The sequence below is a fragment of the Candidatus Protofrankia californiensis genome, assembly GCF_900634765.1.
GTDB lineage: Bacteria > Actinomycetota > Actinomycetes > Frankiales > Frankiaceae > Protofrankia > Protofrankia californiensis.
Genome location: NZ_CAAAFT010000354.1, coordinates 1 through 20,706, shown reverse-complemented (window position 1 = coordinate 20,706; position 20,706 = coordinate 1). Strand labels below are relative to the sequence as shown.

Annotated in this window: 17 protein-coding genes; 5 read left to right on the top strand and 12 right to left on the bottom strand. The window is 68.0% G+C overall.

Annotation, left to right across the window (positions count from 1 at the left end):
• Nucleotides 1-1,111 (top strand): thiamine pyrophosphate-dependent enzyme (locus DD1DGNOD_RS18390; RefSeq protein ID WP_346434350.1); only part of this gene is annotated, 1,111 nt, incomplete at its 5' end.
• Nucleotides 1,112-1,202: 91 nt separating this feature from the next.
• Here DD1DGNOD_RS18390 and DD1DGNOD_RS18385 read toward each other — a convergent pair.
• The gene (locus DD1DGNOD_RS18385; protein ID WP_131767703.1) at nt 1,203-1,841 is read right to left on the bottom strand and encodes a hypothetical protein; all 639 of its coding nucleotides are present in this window, start codon (nt 1,839-1,841) and stop codon (nt 1,203-1,205) included.
• A gap of 409 nt (nt 1,842-2,250) precedes the next feature.
• Here DD1DGNOD_RS18385 and DD1DGNOD_RS18380 point away from each other — a divergent pair, with 409 nt between their 5' ends.
• The 3 genes from DD1DGNOD_RS18380 (at nt 2,251) to DD1DGNOD_RS18370 (ending at nt 5,722) form a co-directional block, all read left to right on the top strand.
• Nucleotides 2,251-4,899, top strand: coding sequence for a sensor histidine kinase (locus DD1DGNOD_RS18380; RefSeq protein ID WP_241255820.1), 2,649 nt, complete (start codon nt 2,251-2,253; stop codon nt 4,897-4,899).
• A gap of 140 nt (nt 4,900-5,039) precedes the next feature.
• Nucleotides 5,040-5,321 (top strand): type II toxin-antitoxin system Phd/YefM family antitoxin, encoded by a 282-nt coding sequence (locus DD1DGNOD_RS18375; RefSeq protein ID WP_131767702.1) that lies wholly within the window; start codon nt 5,040-5,042, stop codon nt 5,319-5,321.
• Nucleotides 5,318-5,722: a type II toxin-antitoxin system VapC family toxin gene (locus tag DD1DGNOD_RS18370; RefSeq protein WP_131767701.1), complete on the top strand. Its 405-nt coding sequence runs from the start codon at nt 5,318-5,320 to the stop codon at nt 5,720-5,722. Before DD1DGNOD_RS18375 ends, DD1DGNOD_RS18370 begins: the two co-directional genes overlap by 4 nt.
• 105 nt (nt 5,723-5,827) lie before the next feature.
• Here DD1DGNOD_RS18370 and DD1DGNOD_RS18365 read toward each other — a convergent pair whose 3' ends face one another.
• The 11 genes from DD1DGNOD_RS18365 to DD1DGNOD_RS18310 form a co-directional block, all read right to left on the bottom strand.
• Complete coding sequence (locus tag DD1DGNOD_RS18365) at nt 5,828-6,253, bottom strand: type II toxin-antitoxin system VapC family toxin (RefSeq protein WP_165036848.1); 426 nt, start codon at nt 6,251-6,253, stop codon at nt 5,828-5,830.
• Entirely contained in the window at nt 6,253-6,534 is a 282-nt protein-coding gene (locus DD1DGNOD_RS18360; RefSeq protein WP_165035106.1) for a type II toxin-antitoxin system Phd/YefM family antitoxin, read from the bottom strand. Before DD1DGNOD_RS18360 ends, DD1DGNOD_RS18365 begins: the two co-directional genes overlap by 1 nt.
• A gap of 142 nt (nt 6,535-6,676) precedes the next feature.
• Nucleotides 6,677-7,396, bottom strand: a complete 720-nt coding sequence (locus tag DD1DGNOD_RS18355) for a response regulator (protein WP_131767700.1) — start codon at nt 7,394-7,396, stop codon at nt 6,677-6,679.
• Nucleotides 7,393-9,942 (bottom strand): ATP-binding protein, encoded by a 2,550-nt coding sequence (locus DD1DGNOD_RS18350; RefSeq protein ID WP_131770697.1) that lies wholly within the window; start codon nt 9,940-9,942, stop codon nt 7,393-7,395. Before DD1DGNOD_RS18350 ends, DD1DGNOD_RS18355 begins: the two co-directional genes overlap by 4 nt.
• Before the next feature lie 66 nt (nt 9,943-10,008).
• Nucleotides 10,009-11,661 (bottom strand): potassium-transporting ATPase subunit KdpA, encoded by a 1,653-nt coding sequence (gene kdpA, locus DD1DGNOD_RS18345; protein ID WP_131770696.1) that lies wholly within the window; start codon nt 11,659-11,661, stop codon nt 10,009-10,011.
• 447 nt (nt 11,662-12,108) lie between these two features.
• On the bottom strand, nt 12,109-13,011 hold the full coding sequence (locus DD1DGNOD_RS18340) for a potassium-transporting ATPase subunit C (RefSeq protein ID WP_131767699.1): 903 nt from the start codon (nt 13,009-13,011) through the stop codon (nt 12,109-12,111).
• Nucleotides 13,012-13,016: 5 nt separating this feature from the next.
• Entirely contained in the window at nt 13,017-15,233 is a 2,217-nt protein-coding gene (gene kdpB, locus DD1DGNOD_RS18335) for a potassium-transporting ATPase subunit KdpB (RefSeq protein WP_131767698.1), read from the bottom strand.
• Entirely contained in the window at nt 15,234-16,895 is a 1,662-nt protein-coding gene (gene kdpA / locus DD1DGNOD_RS18330; RefSeq protein ID WP_131767697.1) for a potassium-transporting ATPase subunit KdpA, read from the bottom strand. It lies immediately after the preceding gene.
• A 122-nt stretch (nt 16,896-17,017) separates the two neighbouring features.
• Complete coding sequence (kdpF, locus tag DD1DGNOD_RS18325; protein WP_131767696.1) at nt 17,018-17,107, bottom strand: K(+)-transporting ATPase subunit F; 90 nt, start codon at nt 17,105-17,107, stop codon at nt 17,018-17,020.
• Nucleotides 17,108-17,744: 637 nt separating this feature from the next.
• A complete protein-coding gene (locus tag DD1DGNOD_RS18315; RefSeq protein ID WP_131767694.1) occupies nt 17,745-18,653 on the bottom strand; it encodes an acyl-CoA thioesterase in 909 nt (302 codons plus the stop codon).
• Between the two features lie 10 nt (nt 18,654-18,663).
• On the bottom strand, nt 18,664-19,710 hold the full coding sequence (locus DD1DGNOD_RS18310; protein WP_131767693.1) for a FadR/GntR family transcriptional regulator: 1,047 nt from the start codon (nt 19,708-19,710) through the stop codon (nt 18,664-18,666).
• A 412-nt stretch (nt 19,711-20,122) separates the two neighbouring features.
• Between DD1DGNOD_RS18310 and DD1DGNOD_RS18305 the strand changes: the two genes are divergently transcribed.
• Nucleotides 20,123-20,542: an organic hydroperoxide resistance protein gene (locus DD1DGNOD_RS18305; RefSeq protein WP_131767692.1), complete on the top strand. Its 420-nt coding sequence runs from the start codon at nt 20,123-20,125 to the stop codon at nt 20,540-20,542.
• Nucleotides 20,543-20,706: the final 164 nt, after the last annotated feature.

The window sequence follows — 20,706 nt, the reverse complement described above, 5'->3', positions numbered from 1 at the left end:
CGACGGCACTGGGGGACCCGACGGCACTGGGGGACCCGACAGCGCTGTGGGACCCGGCGGGGTGCCCCTGGGAACGACCCCGCGGACCATGGTGCGGCTCCTTCCGGGCGGCGCTCCGGGGAACACCGGCAGTGGGGGGTACCGTGCCGAAGCCGATCCGGTGCTGCTGCGGCGCTTCTACCGGGAGATGGTCATGGTCCGCCGGTTCGACGAGGAGGCGACGGCCCTGGCGCGTACCGGCGAACTCGGATTGTGGGTGACCTCTGCCGGGCAGGAGGCCGCGCAGGTCGGGTCGGTGCACGCATTGCGTGACTATGACGAGGTGTTTCCCAGCTACCGTGAGCACGCCGTCGCCCTTGCACGCGGTATTCCGCCCAGCCAGCTGCTCAGCCTGTTCCGCGGAACCGACTTCGGCGGCTGGGACCCCGGTGCCCATCGGGTCCGGGCGTACACGCTGGTGCTCGGTACGCAGACGTTGCACGCGGTCGGGTACGCCCGGGGGATTCAGATGGACCAGCGGCGATGGCCGAGCCGGCTCTCCGGCGACGAGGCAGTGATCGTCTACTTCGGGGACGGCGCCGCAAGCGAGGGCGACACCAGCGAGGCGATGTCGTGGGCCGCGGTCGACCGCCTGCCCATGGTCTTCTTCTGCCAGAACAACCAGTGGGCGATCTCCACGCCGGTTTCCCGGCAGGCCCGGGTAGGGCTGCACCGGCGGGCCGAGGGTTTCGGCATGCCCGGAGTCCTCGTCGATGGCAACGACGTGGTTGCGGTACACGCTGTCACCCGTGCCGCCGCCGACCGGGCCCGCAGTGGCGGCGGACCGACGTTCATCGAGGCGTACACCTACCGGCTCGGCGGGCATTCCACTGCCGACGACCCGAGTCGCTACCGCGGGGCCGAGGAGGTCCAACGGTGGCGCGCCCACGATCCGATCGTGCGGCTACGACGGCACCTCGACGCGTGCGGTCTGCTGGGGCAGGCATTCACCGATGAGGTCGAACGGGCCGCCGACGAGCTCGCGCAGCACGTCCGAACGGCTGTCCCGACGCTGCCCGACCCGGCAGCGGAACACATCCACCGGCATGTCATCACCGACAGTGGCGACTGACCGGACCGAGGGCCGGCCTGACGGCCGGAGCGGCGGTGGTGACCGGGCCGGTTCGGGCCGCATGGCCAGTTCACATGGCCAGTTCACATGGTCAGTTCAACGGACGGAAGGACGGGGGCTGGATGGCCGGGGGTTCCGCGGTGTACACGGCCAGGGTGCGGGCGAGGTCGGTCGGGTCGACACCGATGGCGTGCATGCTGCGGGCGAGATCGTCCATCACCACCAGGGCGTGGTGCAGCAGGACCTCGGCGATGCCCGGAGGCCGCTGGATCGCCAGCCGGAACGCGTTCGTGGTCTCGGTGTCTCCCGTCAGCGCGGCCAATGCGCCGACGCGGATCCGCTCGCTGAGCGATTCCCACACCCCCTCCGCATGGGGTGCCTGCGCGCCGCGCCATACCCCGCGGTAGGTCAGCGACCGGATGACCATGTGTGGCTGTTCGCCGGTCCGCAGGTGCAGCGTCACCGCCCACATCGCCAGCAGCCAGCTCAGCGACTGCAGGATGCGCACGGCGTCGACCCGCAGGCGCGTGGCCAAAGCCTCCTCCGCCTCCTGGCGGGTGGTCGTGTCCGCCCACGCCTGGACCAGCCGTTCGGCTTCCACGATGTCGGTGATGTCCAATTCAGGGGTACACGGTCGTGCAACCGCGGCAGCTCGCTGCGAGGCGGTGTCGACTAATGCGAGCGCACCGACATCGTGCAGTGTCTGCCAGGAAAGTCCCGCTGGCGCCATAGTCGATACGGTAACGGCCCGTTCGTCCGTTGAGTCCATCTATAACGCAACTCACTGAACTTTCTTTACTGCTTCGGATGCCTCCGGTTGCCAATACGGCGGATGCCACCGCGCCCGGACCCACTCTGAAACATGCAGCGGATTAATTTGAAACGTCCGAATAAATAAAGATGGCGCGATCATGATTTTTCCGTGCCCGGATCCCCGGACTGCTGTTCGCCTGTTGGTCTGTTACGGCGTGTGGTCTGTTACGGCGTGCCGGCCGGCTTCCGATCAGGGTGGTCGTCAGGTTTCGATCGATGTGATCACGGTGATCGCAGCGGCAGACGCGGTCGGAGCGGGAAAAGTTCGTCACTCGCCGCCGACGCGGGATGGCGCACGATGGTCGGGACGGCGCACGATAGATGTCGTGAGTCGGGGAACCCTGCGTGTCTACCTCGGCGCGGCGCCGGGCGTGGGCAAGACCTTTGCCGCCCTTGACGAGGCGCACCGGCGTCGGGAACGGGGTACCGACGTGGTCGTCGGCTTCGTCGAGACCCACGGTCGTCCCAAGACGGTCGCGCTGCTCAAGGGGCTGGAAGTCGTCCCGCGTAGGGAGATCTCCTACCGCGGTTCGACGTTCACCGAGATGGACGTGGACGCCGTGCTCGAACGCAGGCCCGCGGTTGCGCTTGTCGACGAGCTCGCGCACACCAACGTCCCCGGCAGCCGCAACGCAAAGCGCTGGCAGGACGTCCAGGAGCTCCTTCAGGCGGGTATCGACGTCATCTCCAACGTCAACATCCAGCACATGGAGTCGCTCAACGACGTCGTCGAGACGATTACCGGGGTGTCGCAACGGGAAACGGTGCCCGACGAGGTCGTCCGCCAGGCCGACCAGGTGGAGCTGGTCGACATGGCACCGGAGGCGCTGCGCCGGCGGATGGCGCACGGTAACATCTACGCTCCCGAGAAGATCGACGCGGCGCTGTCGAACTACTTCCGGGTGGGCAACCTCACCGCGTTGCGGGAGATCGCGTTGCTGTGGGTCGCGGACAAGGTCGACGAACAGCTCGACCGGTACCGGGCCGAACACGGAATAGCCGGCACCTGGGAAACCCGGGAAAGGGTCGTCGTCGCTCTCACCGGTGGGTCCGAGGGCGACACGCTGATCCGTCGGGCGGTCCGGATCGCCGACCGCAGCAAGGGCTCCGACCTGCTCGCGGTGCACGTCGCCCGCTCCGACGGACTGACCGGGGCGAACCCCCAGGCACTCTCCCACCAGCGGACGCTGGTGGAAAGCCTCGGCGGCACCTACCACCACGTCATCGGTGACAACGTCCCGACCGCGCTGCTGGACTTCGCCCGCGCGGAGAACGCCACCCAGCTGGTGCTCGGAGCCAGCCGGCGGGGGCGCTTCGCCCAGATGCTCAGCCCCGGGATCGGCGTCACCACCACGAAACTGTCGGGGTCGATCGACGTCCACATGGTCACCCACGAGGAAGCCGGTCGCGGGCGGCGCCTGCCGCGTCTCGCCCACGGGCTCGAGCCCCGGCGCCGGCTGATCGCGACCGCGATGGCCGTCGGTCTCCTGCCGTTGCTGACGGTTGTGCTCGCGCACTCCCGGGGCTCGCTCAACGTGACCACCGACGTCCTTGTCTACCTGCTGGCGGTAGTGATCGCGGCCTTGGTGGGCGGGTTCTGGCCCGCGCTGCTCGCCGCGGTCGCCAGTTCCCTGCTGCTGAACTACTACTTCTTCACCGCACCCCGGCACCGCTGGACGATAGCGGAGCGTAATAACGCCTTTGCTCTTGTTGCTTTCGTCCTCGTCGGGGTCATGGTCAGCAGAGTAGTCGATCTTGCCGCTCGCCGCTACAGCCAGGCGGTGCGGGCATCCGCCGAAGCCACCACCCTGTCGGTGCTCGCCGGCAGCGTCCTACGCGGTGAGGACGCGCTTCCGGCCCTGCTCGAGCGGGTCCGGGAGACGTTCGGGATGACGGCCGCGACCCTCCTCGAACGTACGGACGAAGGCGGGCAGGGCACCGGGGAGGCAGGCAGGGCAAAGGCGGGCCCCGGAGGGGCAGGCGCCGCGGAGGTAGACGCGGCATCGGAGGGCAACCGACCGGCTCGGTTGGGTGGCCGTGGCTGGCGTGCCGTCCACAGCGTGGGTATCGACCCGTGCGCGCGGCCCGAGGACGGCGACGTGGACGTGCCGGTCGGGGACAACCTCGCGATGGTGTTACGTGGACGCCCACTGCCCGCCGCGGACCGTCGGATACTCGCCGCGTTCGCCGCGCAGGCCGCGCTCGCCTTTGAGCAGCGTCGGCTTGCCGAAGCGGCCGCCGAAGCCGGGCCGTTGGCCGAAGCCGACCGGGTCCGCACCGCCCTGCTGGCCGCGGTCAGTCACGATCTGCGCTCACCACTGGCCTCGGCCAAAGCCGCCATCGCCAGCCTGCGCAGTCGTGACGTCATCTGGACGCCGGCCGAACAGGCGGAGTTGCTCGCCACGGCCGACGAATCCATGGACCGGCTCACCCGGCTCGTCGACAACCTTCTGGACATGAGCCGGCTGCAGGCCGGTGTGCTCAGCGTCTTCCCCCGCCAGACCGGCCTCGACGACGTCGTCCCGCACGCCCTCGACGAGATCGGGCCACCCGGACGGACGGTGGAGATCCAGGTGCCGGACGGCCTGCCCGACATCTACGCCGACCCCACGCTCCTGGAGCGGATCGTGGTCAACCTCGCGTCCAACGCCCTGCGGCACTCCCCGGAGGGAACCCATCCCGTCATCACCGCGAGCGCTTTGGACGACCGGGTCGAGCTGCGTGTCATCGACCGCGGGCCCGGCATCCCGGCGGAGAACCGTGACCGGGTCTTCCAGCCGTTCCAGCGCCTCGGCGACCGGGACAACACCACCGGCGTCGGGCTCGGGCTCGCCCTCTCCCGCGGTCTGGCCGAGGCCATGGGCGGCTCCCTCGTCACCGACGACACTCCCGGCGGTGGGCTCACCATGGTCCTGTCCCTGCCCGCCGCGTGGTCCGTCCAGCAGCCGGTCCCCGCTGTGGCCGCCGACGGCTGAGCAACACAACAGTATGGTCCCGGTGGCTTCCTCCCGGCCTCGTCCGCAGCCGGCCTCCGTGGCCGAACTTGTCGAGCCTGGGCATGGTGGAGGTGCCCGATGTCCTTGATGTATCTACATGATGTAGGTACATTCGATGCGTGGAAACCATCGGTCTACGAGAACTCAATCAGAACCCTTCCAAGGCGGTAGCCCGGGTGCGCTCCGGAGTCTCGATCGTTGTCACGGATCGTGGCAAGCCGGTACTGCGTATGGTGCCTGAGGCTGATCAGCCGGGCACTCTCCAGCAGATGGTCGCCACCGGAGACGCCAGAGCCCCCGCCGAACGGGGCATTCCGGATGTGATCCCCGATCTGGCGCCTGACGTCGAGAGCCTGGCCGAGGTCCTCGTTGCGGACCGGGACCGGGAGCGCAGTCGTTGATCTATTTCGACGCCTGCGCCCTGCTGAAGTTCATCAAGCAGGAGAAGGAGACCGAGGCGCTGAGGGCTTGGCGTGCGCTGCTTGCGGAGGGGACCGAGTTGGTCACCAGTGGACTGACCCAGCTGGAGATCACTCGTACCTTGTTGCGCGCGGGTGCCGACCACCAGCGGGTGCCCTACTTCACGGGCCAGGCCCTGCGGGGCGTGTATCTCGTGGATGTCACCAGCACCGTGCTCGCCCGCGCCATTGCCTACCGTGTTCCGAGGTTGGGCTCGCTTGACGCCATCCACCTGGCCAGCGCGGATCCGTTCCGGAGCGAACTGACCGACTTCGTCACCTACGATCGGGAGCTGACCGCTGCAGCTGCCGATCTGGGTTTTCCGGTGAGCTCACCGTCATGATCGAAGGCGTAGGTAGAAAAGCTGCTATCGGTTCGTCCGGTTCGTGCCAATTATCTACACTTCTTTTTGAAGTCCTGTCACAACAGCCGGTGGGTGACCGGCGGTTTAGATGGCGTCGGGGAGGTCTGCGGGGTAAATGACGCGGATCTCGCTGATCGTCGCTGGGAAGTCGCGTTGGTTGTTGGTGATGAACCGGTCCGCGCCCACCGCGACCGCGGTGGCCAGGTGGCTGGCGTCAGTCGCCCGCAGTCGGTACCGACTGGACAGCGCGACGGCGAGTTCGGCGGTTGCCCGATCGAGGGGGAGCAGCTCGAGGCGCGCCAGTAGACCCGCCAGCATCCGGACCTCGTCGGCGTCGCTGTCACGCAGCGGCTTGGCGAGCACCTCCGGCAGCAGCAGGAGTGAGCCGACACCGACCGGGGGGTCGGCGTCGTTCGGGGGCGCGACCGGGAACAGTGCGGCCACCCGACGGCCGAGTGGGTGGTCCGTGGTGGCCGCGTAGATGAGTACGTCGGCGTCGAAGGCATCCACTATCGGTTCTCACGGCCGGTTCTGATTTCGCGGATCAGTTCCTCGGCGCGGGTCACGCTCAAGCCACCCGATGTCGGTAGCGGCGTGGCTCGCGCGGTCTGGAGCAGTTCGTGGATGCGTTCGGCGTCGGCCAGCGCGGCGTGCGCCCGACGGGCACGCAGCGCATCGGGGCGGATGAGCACGGCTGCTGGGCGGCCGTGCCGGGTGATTGTGATCTCCTCGCCGTTGTCCACGCGGGTGAGTAGCTCGGGGAGGTTGGCCCGTGCCTCGCTGACGGTCATCGAAGTCATGACGATAGTGTACGCAGACGTACATGGATGTACAGAACGGCTGACCACTCGGCTCCACGTGGCAGGCTTTCTTATTTCCAGCCGATTTCTCGGGCGCTTGGTTGTGGCAGGACGGGCCCCATGGCTGAGCTGGTCAGGGCTGGTAGCGGTAACCCATGCCGGGTTCGGTGATGAAGTGGCGGGGGTGCGCTGGGTTCGGCTCGAGTTTGCGGCGCAACCGTCCCATGTACTCGCGTAGGTAGTGGCTTTGCTCCTTGGGCGAGGGACCGCCGGTCCGGGGGAGAAGCTGACGGTAGGTGAGCAGCTTTTCCGGGTTGCGGAGCAGGACGTCGAGCAGGTGCCATTCGGTGGGAGTGAGCCGGACGGGGGCGGAGCCGGCGGTGTCCGAGGGGCTGGCAGTGTCCGCGGGGATGGCGGGGTTACGGATGATCCGCCGGGCAGCGAGATCGATCGTGTAGTCGCCGATCGTTGCGGTGGGCGGGTCGGTCGTGGCCGGGGTGCGTCGGGCGACCGCCCGGAGCCGGGCGAGGAGTTCGTCGACGCGGAAGGGCTTGGTGACGTAGTCGTCGGCGCCTGCGTCGAGCGCGCCGACCTTGTCGTTACTGCCGGCGCGGCCGGACAGCACGATGATCGGTATGGCGGTCCAGTCGCGCAGGGCGTGGATGACGTCGGTTCCATCGATGTCGGGCAGGCCGAGGTCGAGCAGGATGATGTTGGGTTGTTCGGTGGCGGCCGCGGCGAGTGCCTGGCGTCCCGTGGACGCGGTGATGACGTCATATCCCCGGGCGTGCAGGGTGATCCGCAGTGCCCGCAGGATCTGCAGTTCGTCGTCGACGATCAGGATGCGGGTCACGCTTCGACCTCCGCAACGCCCGCGTCGGTGGGTGCGGCGGGCAGCGACAGGACCATGGTGACGCCTCCGCCGGGGGTTTCCTCAGGGGCGAGTTTCCCTTCCATGGCTTCGCTGAGGCCGCGGGACAGGGCGAGGCCGAGGCCGACTCCGGTGGTGTTGTCACGGTCCCCGAGACGCTGGAACGGGGCGAAGACGCGTTCGTGGTCCGTTTCGGGGATACCGGGACCGCGGTCGATCACACGCAGTTCGACCCGGTTGCCCAGCGCGCTGGCGGTGATGACGGGTGGCTGGTCGGCGGGGGCGTGGCGGATGGCGTTGGCCGCCAGGTTGGCGATGATCCGTTCGAGTAGGTGCGGGTCGGCGCTGACCTCGGGGAGCGTCTGGGATATCCGGATGTCGACGCTGTGCCCGGCCGGGCCGAGCTGGTCCAGGGCGAGCGGGACGAGTTCGCCCAGAGCGACGGGCTGCGTCGACACGTGCAGTGCGCCGGCCTGCAGGCGGCTCATGTCGAGGAGGTTCTCGACCAGGCGGGTCAGTCGGTCGAGGCTTTCGTCGGCGGTGGCCAGCAGCTCGGTCTGGTCGTGTCGGGTCCAGAAGACGTCGGAGGCGCGCAGGCTGGAGACGGCGGTCTTCGCCGACGCCAGCGGACTGCGCAGCTCGTGGCTGACGGCGCTCAGCAGAGCCGTACGGGCGCGGTCGGCCTCGGCCAGTTCGGCGGCTTGCGCGGCCTGGACGGCCAGCCGATGGCGATCAAGCGCGACCGCGGCCTGGGCTGCGAACGCAGTGAGCACGCCACGGTCCGCGCCGGGCAGAACCCGCCCTCGCAGGGCCAGGTGAAGGTCGGGGCGGATGGGAACCGCGGTGTCGGCATCCTCCGGCAGCAGGCACGGGTCAGGGCCGCTGACACCGACGACCGTCCAGGTGTCGGTAGCCCGGGTGACGCCCATGGTGCGGCGTTCGAGGAGGGTGACGGAGAGCATCCCGAATGTCTCACTGATCCGATCGAGCACAGCGGACAGCGCATCCTGGCCGGCGACGAGGCTACCGGACAGGGTGGCCAGGGTGTGGGCCTCGGCCTTGGCGCGGGCGGCCTCCCGGGTGCGGCGCGCGGCGATGTCCACGATCACACTGACGGTGGCGGCGACCAGGACGAACACGATGATGGCGAGGACGTTCGCAGGGTTGCTCATGTACAGCGTGTGCAACGGTTCGGTGAAGAACCAGTCGGCGAGCAGGCTTGCCGAGATCGCAGCGAACACGGCCGGGTAGAGACCGCCGACGACGGCGATGCCGACGACCACCGTGAGGTAGAGCAGCAGGCAGCTGGCAAGGTCAAGGTCGCCCCGCAGCCGCGAGAGCCCGATGGTGAGGGCTGGCAGGGCCACGGCGGCGAGGATCGCCCCGGCAATCCGACGCCGGGGGGTGAGGCCGCCGGCGAGTTCGGGCAACCGGTAGTAACCTTTACCCGCTTGATCGTGCGGGACGATGTGGACGTCGATCTGTCCGGATGCACGGGTCACCTCGGCGGTGACGCCTCGGCCGCCGAGGATGGTGCCGAGCCACGTGCGCCGGCTCGCCCCCAGCACGAGCTGGCTGGCGTTCTCCCCACGGGCGAACTCCAGCAGCGTATGTGGGATGTGCTGCCCGATGACGTGGTGGTAGCTGCCGCCGAGGCTTTCGACCAGCTCACGTTGCTGTTGCAGCGCCGCCGCGGATGCGCTGATAAGACCGTCGCTGCGGGTGACGTGGACAGCGAGCAGCTCGCCGCCGGATGCCCGGGCGGCGATGCGGGCACCGCGCCGGATCAGCGTCTCCCCCTCCGGCCCGCCGGTGAGCGCGACGACGACCCGTTCGCGGGTCTCCCACCGGCGCGAGATGCCGTGTTCGGCCCGGTAGGCGTCGAGCTGCTCGTCGACCTTGCCGGCCATCCACAGCAGTGCCAGTTCGCGTAGCGCGGTGAGGTTGCCGATCCGGAAGTAGTTGCCGAGCGCCGCGTCGATCCGGTCCGGTGGGTACACGTTGCCGTGCGCCATTCGGCGGCGTAGTGCCTCCGGGGCCATGTCGACGAGCTCGACCTGGTCGGCGCGGCGCACGACCTCGTCGGGAACGGTTTCCCGCGCAGGGACGCCGGTGACCGCCTCGACCACGTCGTTCAGCGAATCCAGATGCTGGATGTTGACGGTGGCCAGGACGTCGATGCCGGCGTCGAGCAGCGTCTCGACGTCCTGCCAGCGCTTGTCGTGACGGCTGCCGGGAATGTTGGTGTGGGCGAGCTCGTCAACGAGCGCGACCTGGGGGTGTCGGGCGAGCAAGGCGCCGAGGTCTATCTCCGGGAACGTCCGGTCCCGGTAGGACACCGCGCGAGTTGGGACGATCTCCAGCCCTTCCAGCAGTTCCGCGGTGTGTACCCGGCCATGGGTCTCCACGACGCCCACCACCACGTCGGTTCCCCGCGCGGCCCGGCGATGGGCCTCGTCCAGCATCGCGTAGGTCTTCCCGACCCCGGGGGCCGCCCCCAGATACACCCGCAGCCGTCCCCGGCTCATCGTCCGCGCCTCCTCACCGTTTGCGACTTCCTACTACCGTTCGCGGTTTCTCACCGGGCAACCTCCTCACCGCGCGAGTCCGTCAGCGAGTGGTCCGAGCGCGAGCGTGGGCAGGTAGGTCAGTGCCCCGACGAGGATCGCGACACCGATGACGAGCACCGCGAACGTCGGGGTATGGGTGGCCAGCGTGCCTCGGATCGTGGGCACCGCCCGCTGTCCGGCCAGCGATCCGGCGAGGGCGATGACGAGTACGATCGTCAGGTAGCGGCCGACGAGCATCGCCAGGGCAAGCCCGATGTTGTAGAAGTCGGTGTTCGCGTTCAGCCCCGCGAACGCGCTGCCGTTGGTGTTCGCGGCCGAGGCGAACGCGTAGAACCCTTCGGACAACCCGTGGGCCCCGCTGTTGAGAAACGACGTCGGTGGTGTCTTCAGCCCGAGCGCGAGCCCGGTCCCCACGAGGACGGTGAGCGGCGTGGCCAGGGTAATCAGCGCGACCAGCCGGATCTGCGCGGCGCCGATCCGCTTGCCGAGGTACTCGGGTGTCCGTCCGATCATCAGACCGCCGAGGAACACCGCGACCAGGGCAAGGGAGAGGATGCCGTACAGACCGGAGCCGACCCCGCCGGGGCTTACTTCCCCCAGCAGTATGTTCACCAGCGCCATGCCGCCGCCGTAGACGGTGAGGGAGTCATGGCTGCCGTCCACGGCTCCGTCCGCGGACGCGGTGGAGCCGTTCGCGAACAGGGCCGTGCCCGCGGGCCCGAACCGGGCCTCCTTGCCTTCCATACTGGTGCCGATGGCCTGGGGGACCGTGCCGGGGTGCGCGGCCTCGCTGACGGACAGCACGCCGAGGGCGGCGGTGAACAGCACGGCCATCACGCCGAGCAGTAGCCAGCCCTGGCGGGTGTCGCGGGCCATCCGTCCGTACATCCGCGGGACCGCCGACGGGATGAGCAGCATGAGCACGATCTCGACGACGTTCGTGACCGCGTTCGGGTTCTCGAACGGATGTGCCGAGTTGGCATTGAAGAAGCCGCCGCCGTCCCCGCTCATCAGTTTGACCGCCTCCTGAGAGGCCACCGGACCGCCCGGAATGGGCTGGATGCCGCCCGCGGCCGTGCCCACGACACGAAAGTCGTGGAGGTTCTGGATGACGCCACCGGCCAGCAGCACGAGCGCGAAGACCGCACACAGCGGCAGCAGTACCCGCACGGTGGTTCGTACCAGGTCGGACCAGAAGTTGCCGACCCTGTCCGTGCGGGTACGGACCAGCCCACGAACGAGGGTGAGGGCCACGGCGAGGCCGACCGCGCCGGACAGGAACGAGTGCACGGCGATGCCGAGCATCTGCGCCAGATGGCCGAGCGTGCTCTCACCCGCGTAGGACTGCCAGGAGGTGTTGCTGACAAAGGACACGGCGGTGTTGAACGCCTGTGCCGCCGGCATCGCGGGTCGCTCGAGCGCCAGGGGCAGATGTGCCTGCAGGCGTAGCAGGGCGTAGAGGAACAGGATCGACACGGCCGAGAAGGCCAGGACGCAGCCAGCGTAGGTCGTCCACCGCTGGTCTGCGTCCGGGTCGACCCGCATCACGCGGTAGAGCGCGGACTCGGCGCGCAGGTGTCGTGGCGAGGTGAAGACGCGGGCCAGGTAGTTGCCGAGCGGCACGTGGACGGCGGCGAGCACCGCAAGGACGGCCGCGGCCTGCAGCCACGCGCTCATGGCCGCCTCCGCGGGCCGGCGGGGCTCTCGAAACCACGTTGGTTGTTACGGCGCTGGTTGTTACGGCACGGCCTGGTGCAAGGTCGTGTTGCGCGAGGCTGGATCGCACAAGGCTGGATCGCGCGGTGTTCCCTGGTGCGACAATACCCGTTACGATCGTATTCGTTATAATACGTCCTGGTATGTCGAAAATCATTCATGTGTACTTCCCGCACGTGGACGGTGATGAGGGAGGTGGTGAGGGAATGGCCTTCGTGACGAGAGAGCCTCGGGCCTCCGGCCGCGCGGAGAGACCTATGATCGCGCGGCCTTCGGCCAGGGTTGCCGGGTGGCGCGTGGCGGGACTGAAGACGAGTACCGCGCACCACCCGGCGGCTGTGTTGCCCTGACTACGGTGTTGCCTGACTACGGTGTTGCCCTGACCGGAGTCGCTTCGGCCGGGCGGCGTCAGCTCGTACGCAGTTTGTCCAGGGCGAGGTTGAGCTCGAGGACGTTGACCGTGGGTTCGCCGAGGAAGCCGAGCGCACGGTTGTCCACCCGGTCCTCGACCAGCTTGTGGACCACTGCCGGGTCGAGCCCGCGGGCCCTTGCGACCCTGCTCACCTGCAGGTTGGCGTAGGCCGGGGAGATGTCCGGGTCCAGGCCGCTGCCGGAGGCGGTGACCGCGTCCGGGGGCACCGGGTTGTCCTCGCTCTTGCCCGGCCCGGGGACGATGACGCGCCTGCCCGCCGCGTAGTCGCCGCCCAGCGTCGCGCACTCGACCTTCACACCTTCGTAGGTGGCGACGAACGGCTCCGCCGGGCATTCCTCGTTCACGCTGACGACCCGGGTGACCGGCCCGGCGTAGCCCGGGTCACGGTAGAACACCGACAGGACGGCGCCGACACCGCCCGAGGTGCAGTACGGACGCTGTCCGTTGACACCTTCGAGCTCCCCAACGGCCTTGCTGCGGCCGCAGACCTGGGTGAGCAGGCTCTGCTTGCTCTCGTCGTCGTCAGTGGTGGCGGGGTCGTCGAAGGCGTCGACGACATCCTCCGGACCGAGATTGGACGCGGATGTCGCGGTGGGGTCGTAGCCGTCGCCGGCCGCCGACGGACGGGACTGGAAGTACTTCGGGATCGGGTTGCCGTCGGAGTCGGTGAACAGCTGGCCGATCAGTGCCGAGCCGACAACCTGTCCATTGGCTGCCTTGACCAGGGAGCCGTCCGCCCTGTGCTTGAGGCCGGGCAGCTGGGCGACCGCGGTGATCGTGAGTGGATAGGCGATGCCGGTGATCACCGTGAGTACCAGCAGAACGCGCAGGGCGGCGAGGAGGTGCCGGACGAAGCCAGGCAGACGCGAGGAGGCCATGATGATCACCGAACTCCGGGGATGAACTGGATGACCAGGTCGACCAGCTTGATCCCGATGAACGGGATGATCAGGCCGCCCAGTCCGTAGATGTAGAGGTTGCGACGCAGCATCGCCGCAGCGTTGCTCGGCGTGTAGCGCACACCGCGCAGGGCAAGCGGGATCAACGCGAGGATGATCAGTGCGTTGAAGATGACCGCGGACAGAATCGCGGACTCCGGGCTGTGCAACCGCATGATGTTGAGCTTGTCCAGCCCCGGGTACACCGCCGCGAACATCGCCGGAATGATCGCGAAGTACTTGGCGACGTCGTTGGCGATCGAGAACGTCGTCAGGGCTCCACGCGTGATGAGCAACTGCTTGCCGATCTCGACGATCTCGATGAGCTTCGTCGGGTTGCTGTCGAGATCGACCATGTTCCCGGCTTCCTTGGCCGCGGAGGTGCCCGTGTTCATGGCCACGCCGACGTCGGCCTGGGCGAGCGCGGGGGCGTCGTTGGTGCCGTCCCCGGTCATCGCGACGAGCTTGCCGCCATCCTGCTCCCGCTTGATCAGGGCGAGCTTGTCCTGCGGAGTCGCTTCGGCGAGGAAGTCGTCCACCCCTGCCTCGTCGGCGATGGCCCGGGCGGTCAGCGGGTTGTCGCCGGTGATCATGACGGTGCGGATGCCCATGCTGCGCATCTCGTCGAAGCGCTCCCGCATGCCCGACTTCACGATGTCCTTGAGCTGGATCACCCCGAGGACGCGGGCGGTCCGCCCGGCACTCTCGTCCGCGGAGGTGCCGGTCACCTCCGCGACGACCAGCGGCGTCCCACCGGAGGCGGAGATGCCGTCCACCACCTGGCCGGTGTCGTTGGGTGCGGTCCCGCCGTTCTCGCGGACCCACGCCAACACCGCGGTGGCCGCTCCCTTGCGGATCTGCCGCCCGCCGCCGTCCTGGGGCCCGGGCGCGGCCAGGTCGACACCGGACATCCGGGTCTGCGCGGTGAACGCGACGAACGTCGCGGTGGACAGTTCGCCCGCGGTCCGTTCACGCAGGCCGTACGTGGTCTTGGCGAAGACCACGATCGAGCGTCCTTCCGGTGTCTCGTCCGCAAGCGAGGACAGCTGTGCGGCATCGGCGAGTTCGTGCTCGTCCACATCCCCGACCGGGATGAACGCACGCGCCTCGCGGTTACCAAGGGTGATGGTTCCGGTCTTGTCGAGGAGCAGCGTGTTGACGTCTCCCGCCGCCTCGACCGCGCGGCCACTCATCGCGAGCACGTTGCGCTGCACCAGTCGGTCCATGCCGGCGATTCCGATCGCCGACAGCAACGCGCCGATCGTCGTGGGGATCAGGCACACCACCAGCGACACCAGCACGATCCCGGTGACGCCGTTCGCGTTCAGGGCGGCGCTGTCGGGGACGCCGGGCTGCTGGGCCTTCGAGAAGATCGCCAGTGGTTGGAGGGTCGCGACCGCGAGCAGGAAGATGATGGTCAGTGAGGCCAGCAGGATGTTCAGTGCGACCTCGTTCGGGGTCTTCTGCCGGTTCGCGCCTTCCACCAGTGCAATCATCCGGTCGATGAAGCTTTCCCCGGGCTTCTGCGTGATCTCGACGATGATCTGGTCGGACAGCACCCGGGTGCCACCGGTCACCGCGGACCGGTCTCCACCGGACTCCCTGATCACCGGGGCCGACTCGCCGGTGATGGCGGACTCGTCGACGCTCGCGATGCCCTCGATGACGTCGCCGTCGCCGGGGATGAACTCGCCTGCCTCCACCACCACGCGGTCGCCCTTGAGCAGGCTCGGGGCGGGGACCCGTTCGATGCGCGCCGCGTCGATGACCTGACCGGGTTCCCAGCCGGCGAGCCGGCGGGCGACGGTGTCGGTCTTGGCCTTGCGCAGTGCGTCGGCCTGTGCTTTTCCACGTCCTTCGGCGACCGCCTCGGCGAGGTTCGCGAATACCACGGTCAGCCACAGCCAGACGACGATCAGCCATGCGAACGCGGTGGCGTCCCGGATCGCGAGCGCGGTGGTGAACACGGCACCGATCTCGACGATGAACATGACCGGGTTACGCCACAGCGTGGTCGGGTTCAGCTTCCGGAACGCGTCCGGGGTGGAACGAACGAGCATCTTCGGATCGAGCAACCCACCCTGTACCCGCCGTGGCGGCCGGGAGGAGCCGGGATCCCGCAGCGACCCGGCGGGGTTTTCATTCACAGTAACCGTGGACATTTAGTGAAGGCCTTCCGCGAACGGTCCGAGCGCAATGGCCGGGAAGTAGGTCAGCGCGACGACGATGAGCGCGACACCGGCGACGAGGCCGACGAACAACGGCCGGTGGGTGGGCAGCGTCCCGGTTGACGGAGGAACCGGCTTCTGCTGGGCGAGGCTGCCGGCCAGGCCCAGGACGAACACGATCGGTAGGAATCGGGCGAGCAGCATGGAGATGCCCAGTGCCGTGTTCCACCAGTTCGTGTTCACGGTGATACCCGCGAACGCCGAGCCGTTGTTGTTTGCTGCCGACGTAGCCGCGTACAGCACCTCGGACAGGCCGTGCGCGCCGGAGTTCAACATGTTCGCCCGCTCACCCGGCAGGGCCATGGCCAATGCCGTGACGCCGAGGACCAGCGTCGGCGTGGTGAGGATGTAGAGCGCGGCGAACTTCACCTCCCGCGCGGCGATCTTCTTGCCGAGGTATTCGGGTGTCCGCCCGATCATCAGGCCACCGACGAACACCGCGAGCACGGCGATGATCAACATGCCGTACAGTCCCGACCCGGTGCCGCCCGGAGCGATCTCCCCGAGCATCATGTTCAGCAGCAGAACCGCGCCGCCGAGGCTCGTGTAGGAGTCGTGGAAGGAGTTCACCGCACCCGTGGACGTCAGCGTCGTCGCAGCCGCGAAGGTGGCCGAGTTCGGCACGCCGAAGCGGGTCTCGGTGCCCTCGGTCGCGGCGCCGACGGATGCTGGAACCGTGCCGTGATGCGCCATCTGAAAGCCGTGTACCAGGAACATGCTGGTCAACGCGAGCACGACCATGACGGAGACGATCGCGAGGCCCTGGCGGGTGTCGCCGACCATCTTCCCGAAGGTTCTCGGCAGCGAGAAGGCGATGGCCAGCAGCAGGTAGATCTCCAGCCAGTTGGTCCAGGTCGCCGGGTTCTCGAACGGGTGGGCGGAGTTGGCATTGTAGAAACCGCCGCCGTTGGTGCCGAACTCCTTGATGATCTCCTGGCTCGCCACCGGGCCGCCGGTCACGGTCTGCTCGCCGCCGGCAACGGTCGCCACCGTCTGGACATGGTGGAAGTTCTGCACGACGCCGCCCGCGATCAGTATGATCGCACCGATCACGGAGATCGGCAGCAGTATGCGGACAACGGTGCGGACCAGGTCCACCCAGAAATTGCCGAGCTGGTCGGTGCGGTTGCGGGAGAACCCGCGGACCAGGGCGATCGCCACCGCGATACCGACCGCGGCACTGGTGAAGTTCTGCACCGCGAGACCCGACATCTGCACGAGGTAGCCGAGCGTCGACTCGCCGGAGTACGACTGCCAGTTGGTGTTCGTGACGAAGCTCGCGGCCGTGTTGAACGCCTGTCCCTGCTCCATCCCGGCGAAGCCGAGGTTGAGCAGCAGATGGCCCTGCAGGCGCAGGAAGGCATACAGGAACACTACCGAGACGAGGGAGAAGGCGAGCACGCTGCGCAGGTAGGTGCTCCATCGCTGGTCCGCGTCCGGATTGACACCGACCAGCCGATAGATCACTTTTTCGGCGCGTAGGTGATGCCCGGATGTGTACACCCGGGCCATGTAGTCACCAAACGGCCGATAGGTCAGGCCAAGCGCGATGGCGAGAGAGGCGGCGAAGATGATCCCCGCCGTCGTGGTGTTCATTTAGTAACCCCTTAAGGCCGTCGATGGCGCAGGAAGCTTCACAATGGCTCCGCCTTCGGCCCGGTTGGAAAAATCTACCAGCAGCGCGGGAAAATCCATTACAACGCCTTCGTCCAGGCAGGTCAGAACTTCTCCGGAAAAAGCAGGGCGATCACGAGGAAGATTGTCAGGATGATCGCCAGAACCAGGCCGGTCAGGTTCTCGGCGGTCACAGCTTCTCCACTCCTCGCACGACAAGTCCCAGGACCGCGAATATTGCGATGGTCAGGACGACGAAAATCAGGTCACGCACCAACTGCTCCTTCTGTCACAGCAGGGACCGGCGAGGTACGGCGATGCTCCTCGGGGCGATGGCAACCTCACCACGACCAGCGGCCCGGATGCCGACGGCGACACCGGGCTCGTGTTTGCTCGTGTTTCGCCGGATGTCCCGACCGGATGCCCCGAGGAGAAGCACGACACGCCGGATGTCCCACGTGTCACCCGGGAATGCTGACATCATGAAACACCCTCGGACCGCGCTGGTTGCTGTGCTACCGCACCGGCAGCGACGGCTAGCATCGACCCCGCAGGAGCCGGCTACCAGTGGTGTTGACGCCCTGATGACGCCAAATGTTGAAACTTCAACATGCCGTTGACATTCGTTGTCGAACGCCGGGTATCCACGTTTCGATCGTGGTAACGATCGTGGGGGAAGGTCCGGTCGGCCGGCCTCTACGGCGGCCCTGCCTCCATGGTCCGGCAAGCGGCGGGTCAGCAGGTGGTCGGGAGCGCGGTCACGTGGTCGGGAGTACGGTCACGCGATCAGAGTCCGGGGTGACATGAGGGGCCCATCCGGATGCGATCCGCTCAGGAGTCGACGCGCATGAGGCCCTCCTGCGCGACGGAGACGACGAGCTTGCCGTCGGCGGTGTATATCTCGCCGCGGGCGAAACCGCGGGAGCCGGACGCCGACGGGCTTTCCTGGATGTAGAGGAGCCAGTCGTCCGCGCGGAACGGACGGTGGAACCACATGGCGTGATCGAGACTGGCCAGCGAGATCGTCCGGCCGTCCGTCGACCTGTGCGGGAGCAGGGTCGTCGTGATCAGCCGCAGATCGGACGCGTACGCGACCGCGCAGACGTGGTAGAGCGGATCGGCGGGCAGCGTCCCCCGGGCACGGAACCACATCCGCTGGTGCGGGCTGTGCGGCTCCCCGTGCGAGGACCACACGGGCTGCTGGATGGAACCGTCCGGCCCTTCGGTCGCCACGAGTCGGACGTCGAGATACCGGGAGAAGAAAGGCTCGATGTTCTCGCCGTCCGAGAGATTCTCGCCGTTCGAGAGAATCTTGGCGAACTCGCCGAGCTCGCCGAGCTCACCGGACGGCCCGTCGGGTGGCGGTGACGGCGGCATGGGTGACTGATGCTCCAAGCCGTCGGTGGCGCGCTGGAAGGACGCGGACAGGTTGAAGATCGCCCGGCCGTGTTGGATGGCGACCACGCGCCGGGTCGTGAACGATCGCCCGTCGCGGATCAGGTCCACGTCGTAGATGATCGGTGCCGCGGGATCACCCGGCAGCAGGAAGTAGGCGTGCAGTGAGTGAACCGGACGATCAGGGGCGACGGTTCGGCCGGCGGCGATGAGCGCCTGCGCCGCGACGTGGCCCCCGAACACCCGGGTTGGCGCCGTGTGCCACGACCAACCGCGGAAGATGTTGGTTTCGATGCGGTCGAGGTCGAGGACCTCGACCAGGGAGTCGGTCTCCGCGCGCGTCACCTGATCGACTTTACCTATCCGGCGGCGGCACTTCCCCCAGCAGCGATGATCCGGGGATTTCGGCCGCGGGCAGTGCGGGAGAAGCGTGATCGTGCTGCCATCGGTCCTCCGGTGACCCGGGGACCTGGGCCTGCAGGGCGAAGGCGGTGGCCGGGTCGCGCCCGGGGGAGGGGATCGTCGCCAGGAGATGACGCCGCCACAGCCCCTCGGCCTCGTCCGCCGCGCCGGCCTCGATCAGCGCGACCAGCCGCCGGTAGGGGCCATGAATGTCGTCCCCGGCCTCTGGTATCCCCGTCTGCGTCAGATCGGTGTCGGCGGTCAGTCCGCCCTCGTGCGCCATGCCGATGATGTGGCGCAGCATCCCGGCAAGTACGACCAGGGTCTGGTTGCCGGCGAGTTCCACCAGGAGGCTGTGGAAGCCCGCCACCGCGGCCCGCGATGCTCCAGGAACTCGGGCCTCCCGGACGCCTGCCGGCCGACCCGCACCTGCTGTGGCGGCCTCGATGGAGGAAAGCGCCACCCGCAGCCTGGCAAGGTCCTCGTCCGTGCGGCGTTGCGCGAGCTGGCGGACGCAGGACGGTTCGAGGAGCGCCCTGGCCTGGTGGACGTCGGCGAGGGTGGCGCCACGGTATTCCAGGACGAGCGCGGCGTAGCGGGCAGCGACGTCACCGTTGGGCGTGTGGACCCGGGCTCCTCCGTGAGCCCCGCGCCGGACGCTGATCAGTGCTTCGGACTCCAGGACGCGGAACGCCTCCCGCAGCGTCGGGCGCGAGACACCGAACTGTTCCATCAGGACGGCTTCCGGGGGGAGGGCGTCTCCCTCGACCAGCTCGCCACGCACGATCTGGCGTCGCAGGCGCGCGGCGACCAGCTCGGCGGTCTTGGGGACGCGCACCTGCCGGCCGATGCGGCCGTCGCCGGCCGGAGGTCTGCCGGTGCCGTTGTCGCGCACCCCGGGTGGCAGATCGGCCGGCAGATCAGGCGCCCTGACGCCACCGCGTTCCCCGATGCCTACCGGGCCGTCCGCTGCGATGTCGGCTGCGTTCAGTAACACCATGATGGTCCCCCTCGGAGAGATCCGGTTGCGGGCGGACAGTGCATGATCTCCTGGCTGCAGGTCGGCTCCTTCGTCCAGAAGATCACATTGCCGCTGTTAGCGATGTCACCAGAAGTGCTGGCGAGGTTGCATTGTGACACTACTAGCTGTCGGTGCATACAAGGGGTGTCAAGATGACTACATAATAGTGACTGTTTGTAACCAATGTTCACTGAATTTTTACTAAAAGTAGTCATACAGAAGCTTCTTGTCGTCATCTGGCAGTCGCGAGCGCCACGCCACGATCAGAGCGGACGGTGCGGTGAGTGAGCCATGCGGACGAAAAAAGTGCCGGCCGGTGTTCCACCCGGATGGCCCGTGTCGTGCACGTCGACGGTTGCGGGCCATCGGATCCACACTTGAGGAGATCGCGATGACGGCTCTGTATACGGCCGAGGCCACCGCATGGGGTGGGCGTGAGGGGCGGGTGACGTCCAGCGATGGGCGGGTGGACCTGACCCTGTCCCTGCCCAAGGGGCTCGGGGGCGACGACGGTCCGGGCACCAACCCGGAGCAGTTGTTCGCCACCGGTTATGCCGCATGTTTCCACAGCGCGCTCAAAGCCGTCGCCCGGCGGGAGAAAGTCGATGTTTCCGGGTCGGCGGTCACTGTACGGATCGAGATCGGCCCGGATGACGACGGGTTCGCCCTTGCCGCCGCGATCGAGGTCGAGATCGAACAGGTCGACCGGGACGTGGCCGCCAGGCTCGTCGAGCAGGCCCACGCCCTCTGCCCGTACTCCAGGGCGACACGGGGCAACATCGTCTCCACCGCCACCCTGGTGGCCGGCTGAGCGCCGGTAGAGCGGGAGCCGGCCGGTAACAGTCGGCGGGGCGAGGGCCAGCCGGCAGAGGTGACAGGGGCTAGTCGGTACCGGTGAGGGTCGGCCCACAGGTCGACCCTCACCGGTACCCGGCCGACCCGTGGGCTGCCGGGTATGCCGCCCCACCCACCCAC

Coding starts and splice junctions, on each gene's coding strand:
- kdpB (WP_131767698.1), bottom strand. CDS start 15,233: ATGTCCACGGTTACTGTGAATGAAAACCCCGCCGGGTCGCTGCGGGAT.
- kdpA (WP_131767697.1), bottom strand. CDS start 16,895: ATGAACACCACGACGGCGGGGATCATCTTCGCCGCCTCTCTCGCCATC.
- kdpA (WP_131770696.1), bottom strand. CDS start 11,661: ATGAGCGCGTGGCTGCAGGCCGCGGCCGTCCTTGCGGTGCTCGCCGCC.
- DD1DGNOD_RS18305 (WP_131767692.1), top strand. CDS start 20,123: ATGACGGCTCTGTATACGGCCGAGGCCACCGCATGGGGTGGGCGTGAG.
- DD1DGNOD_RS18310 (WP_131767693.1), bottom strand. CDS start 19,710: ATGGTGTTACTGAACGCAGCCGACATCGCAGCGGACGGCCCGGTAGGC.
- DD1DGNOD_RS18350 (WP_131770697.1), bottom strand. CDS start 9,942: ATGAGCCGGGGACGGCTGCGGGTGTATCTGGGGGCGGCCCCCGGGGTC.
- DD1DGNOD_RS18340 (WP_131767699.1), bottom strand. CDS start 13,011: ATGGCCTCCTCGCGTCTGCCTGGCTTCGTCCGGCACCTCCTCGCCGCC.
- DD1DGNOD_RS18385 (WP_131767703.1), bottom strand. CDS start 1,841: ATGGCGCCAGCGGGACTTTCCTGGCAGACACTGCACGATGTCGGTGCG.
- DD1DGNOD_RS18360 (WP_165035106.1), bottom strand. CDS start 6,534: ATGACCGTCAGCGAGGCACGGGCCAACCTCCCCGAGCTACTCACCCGC.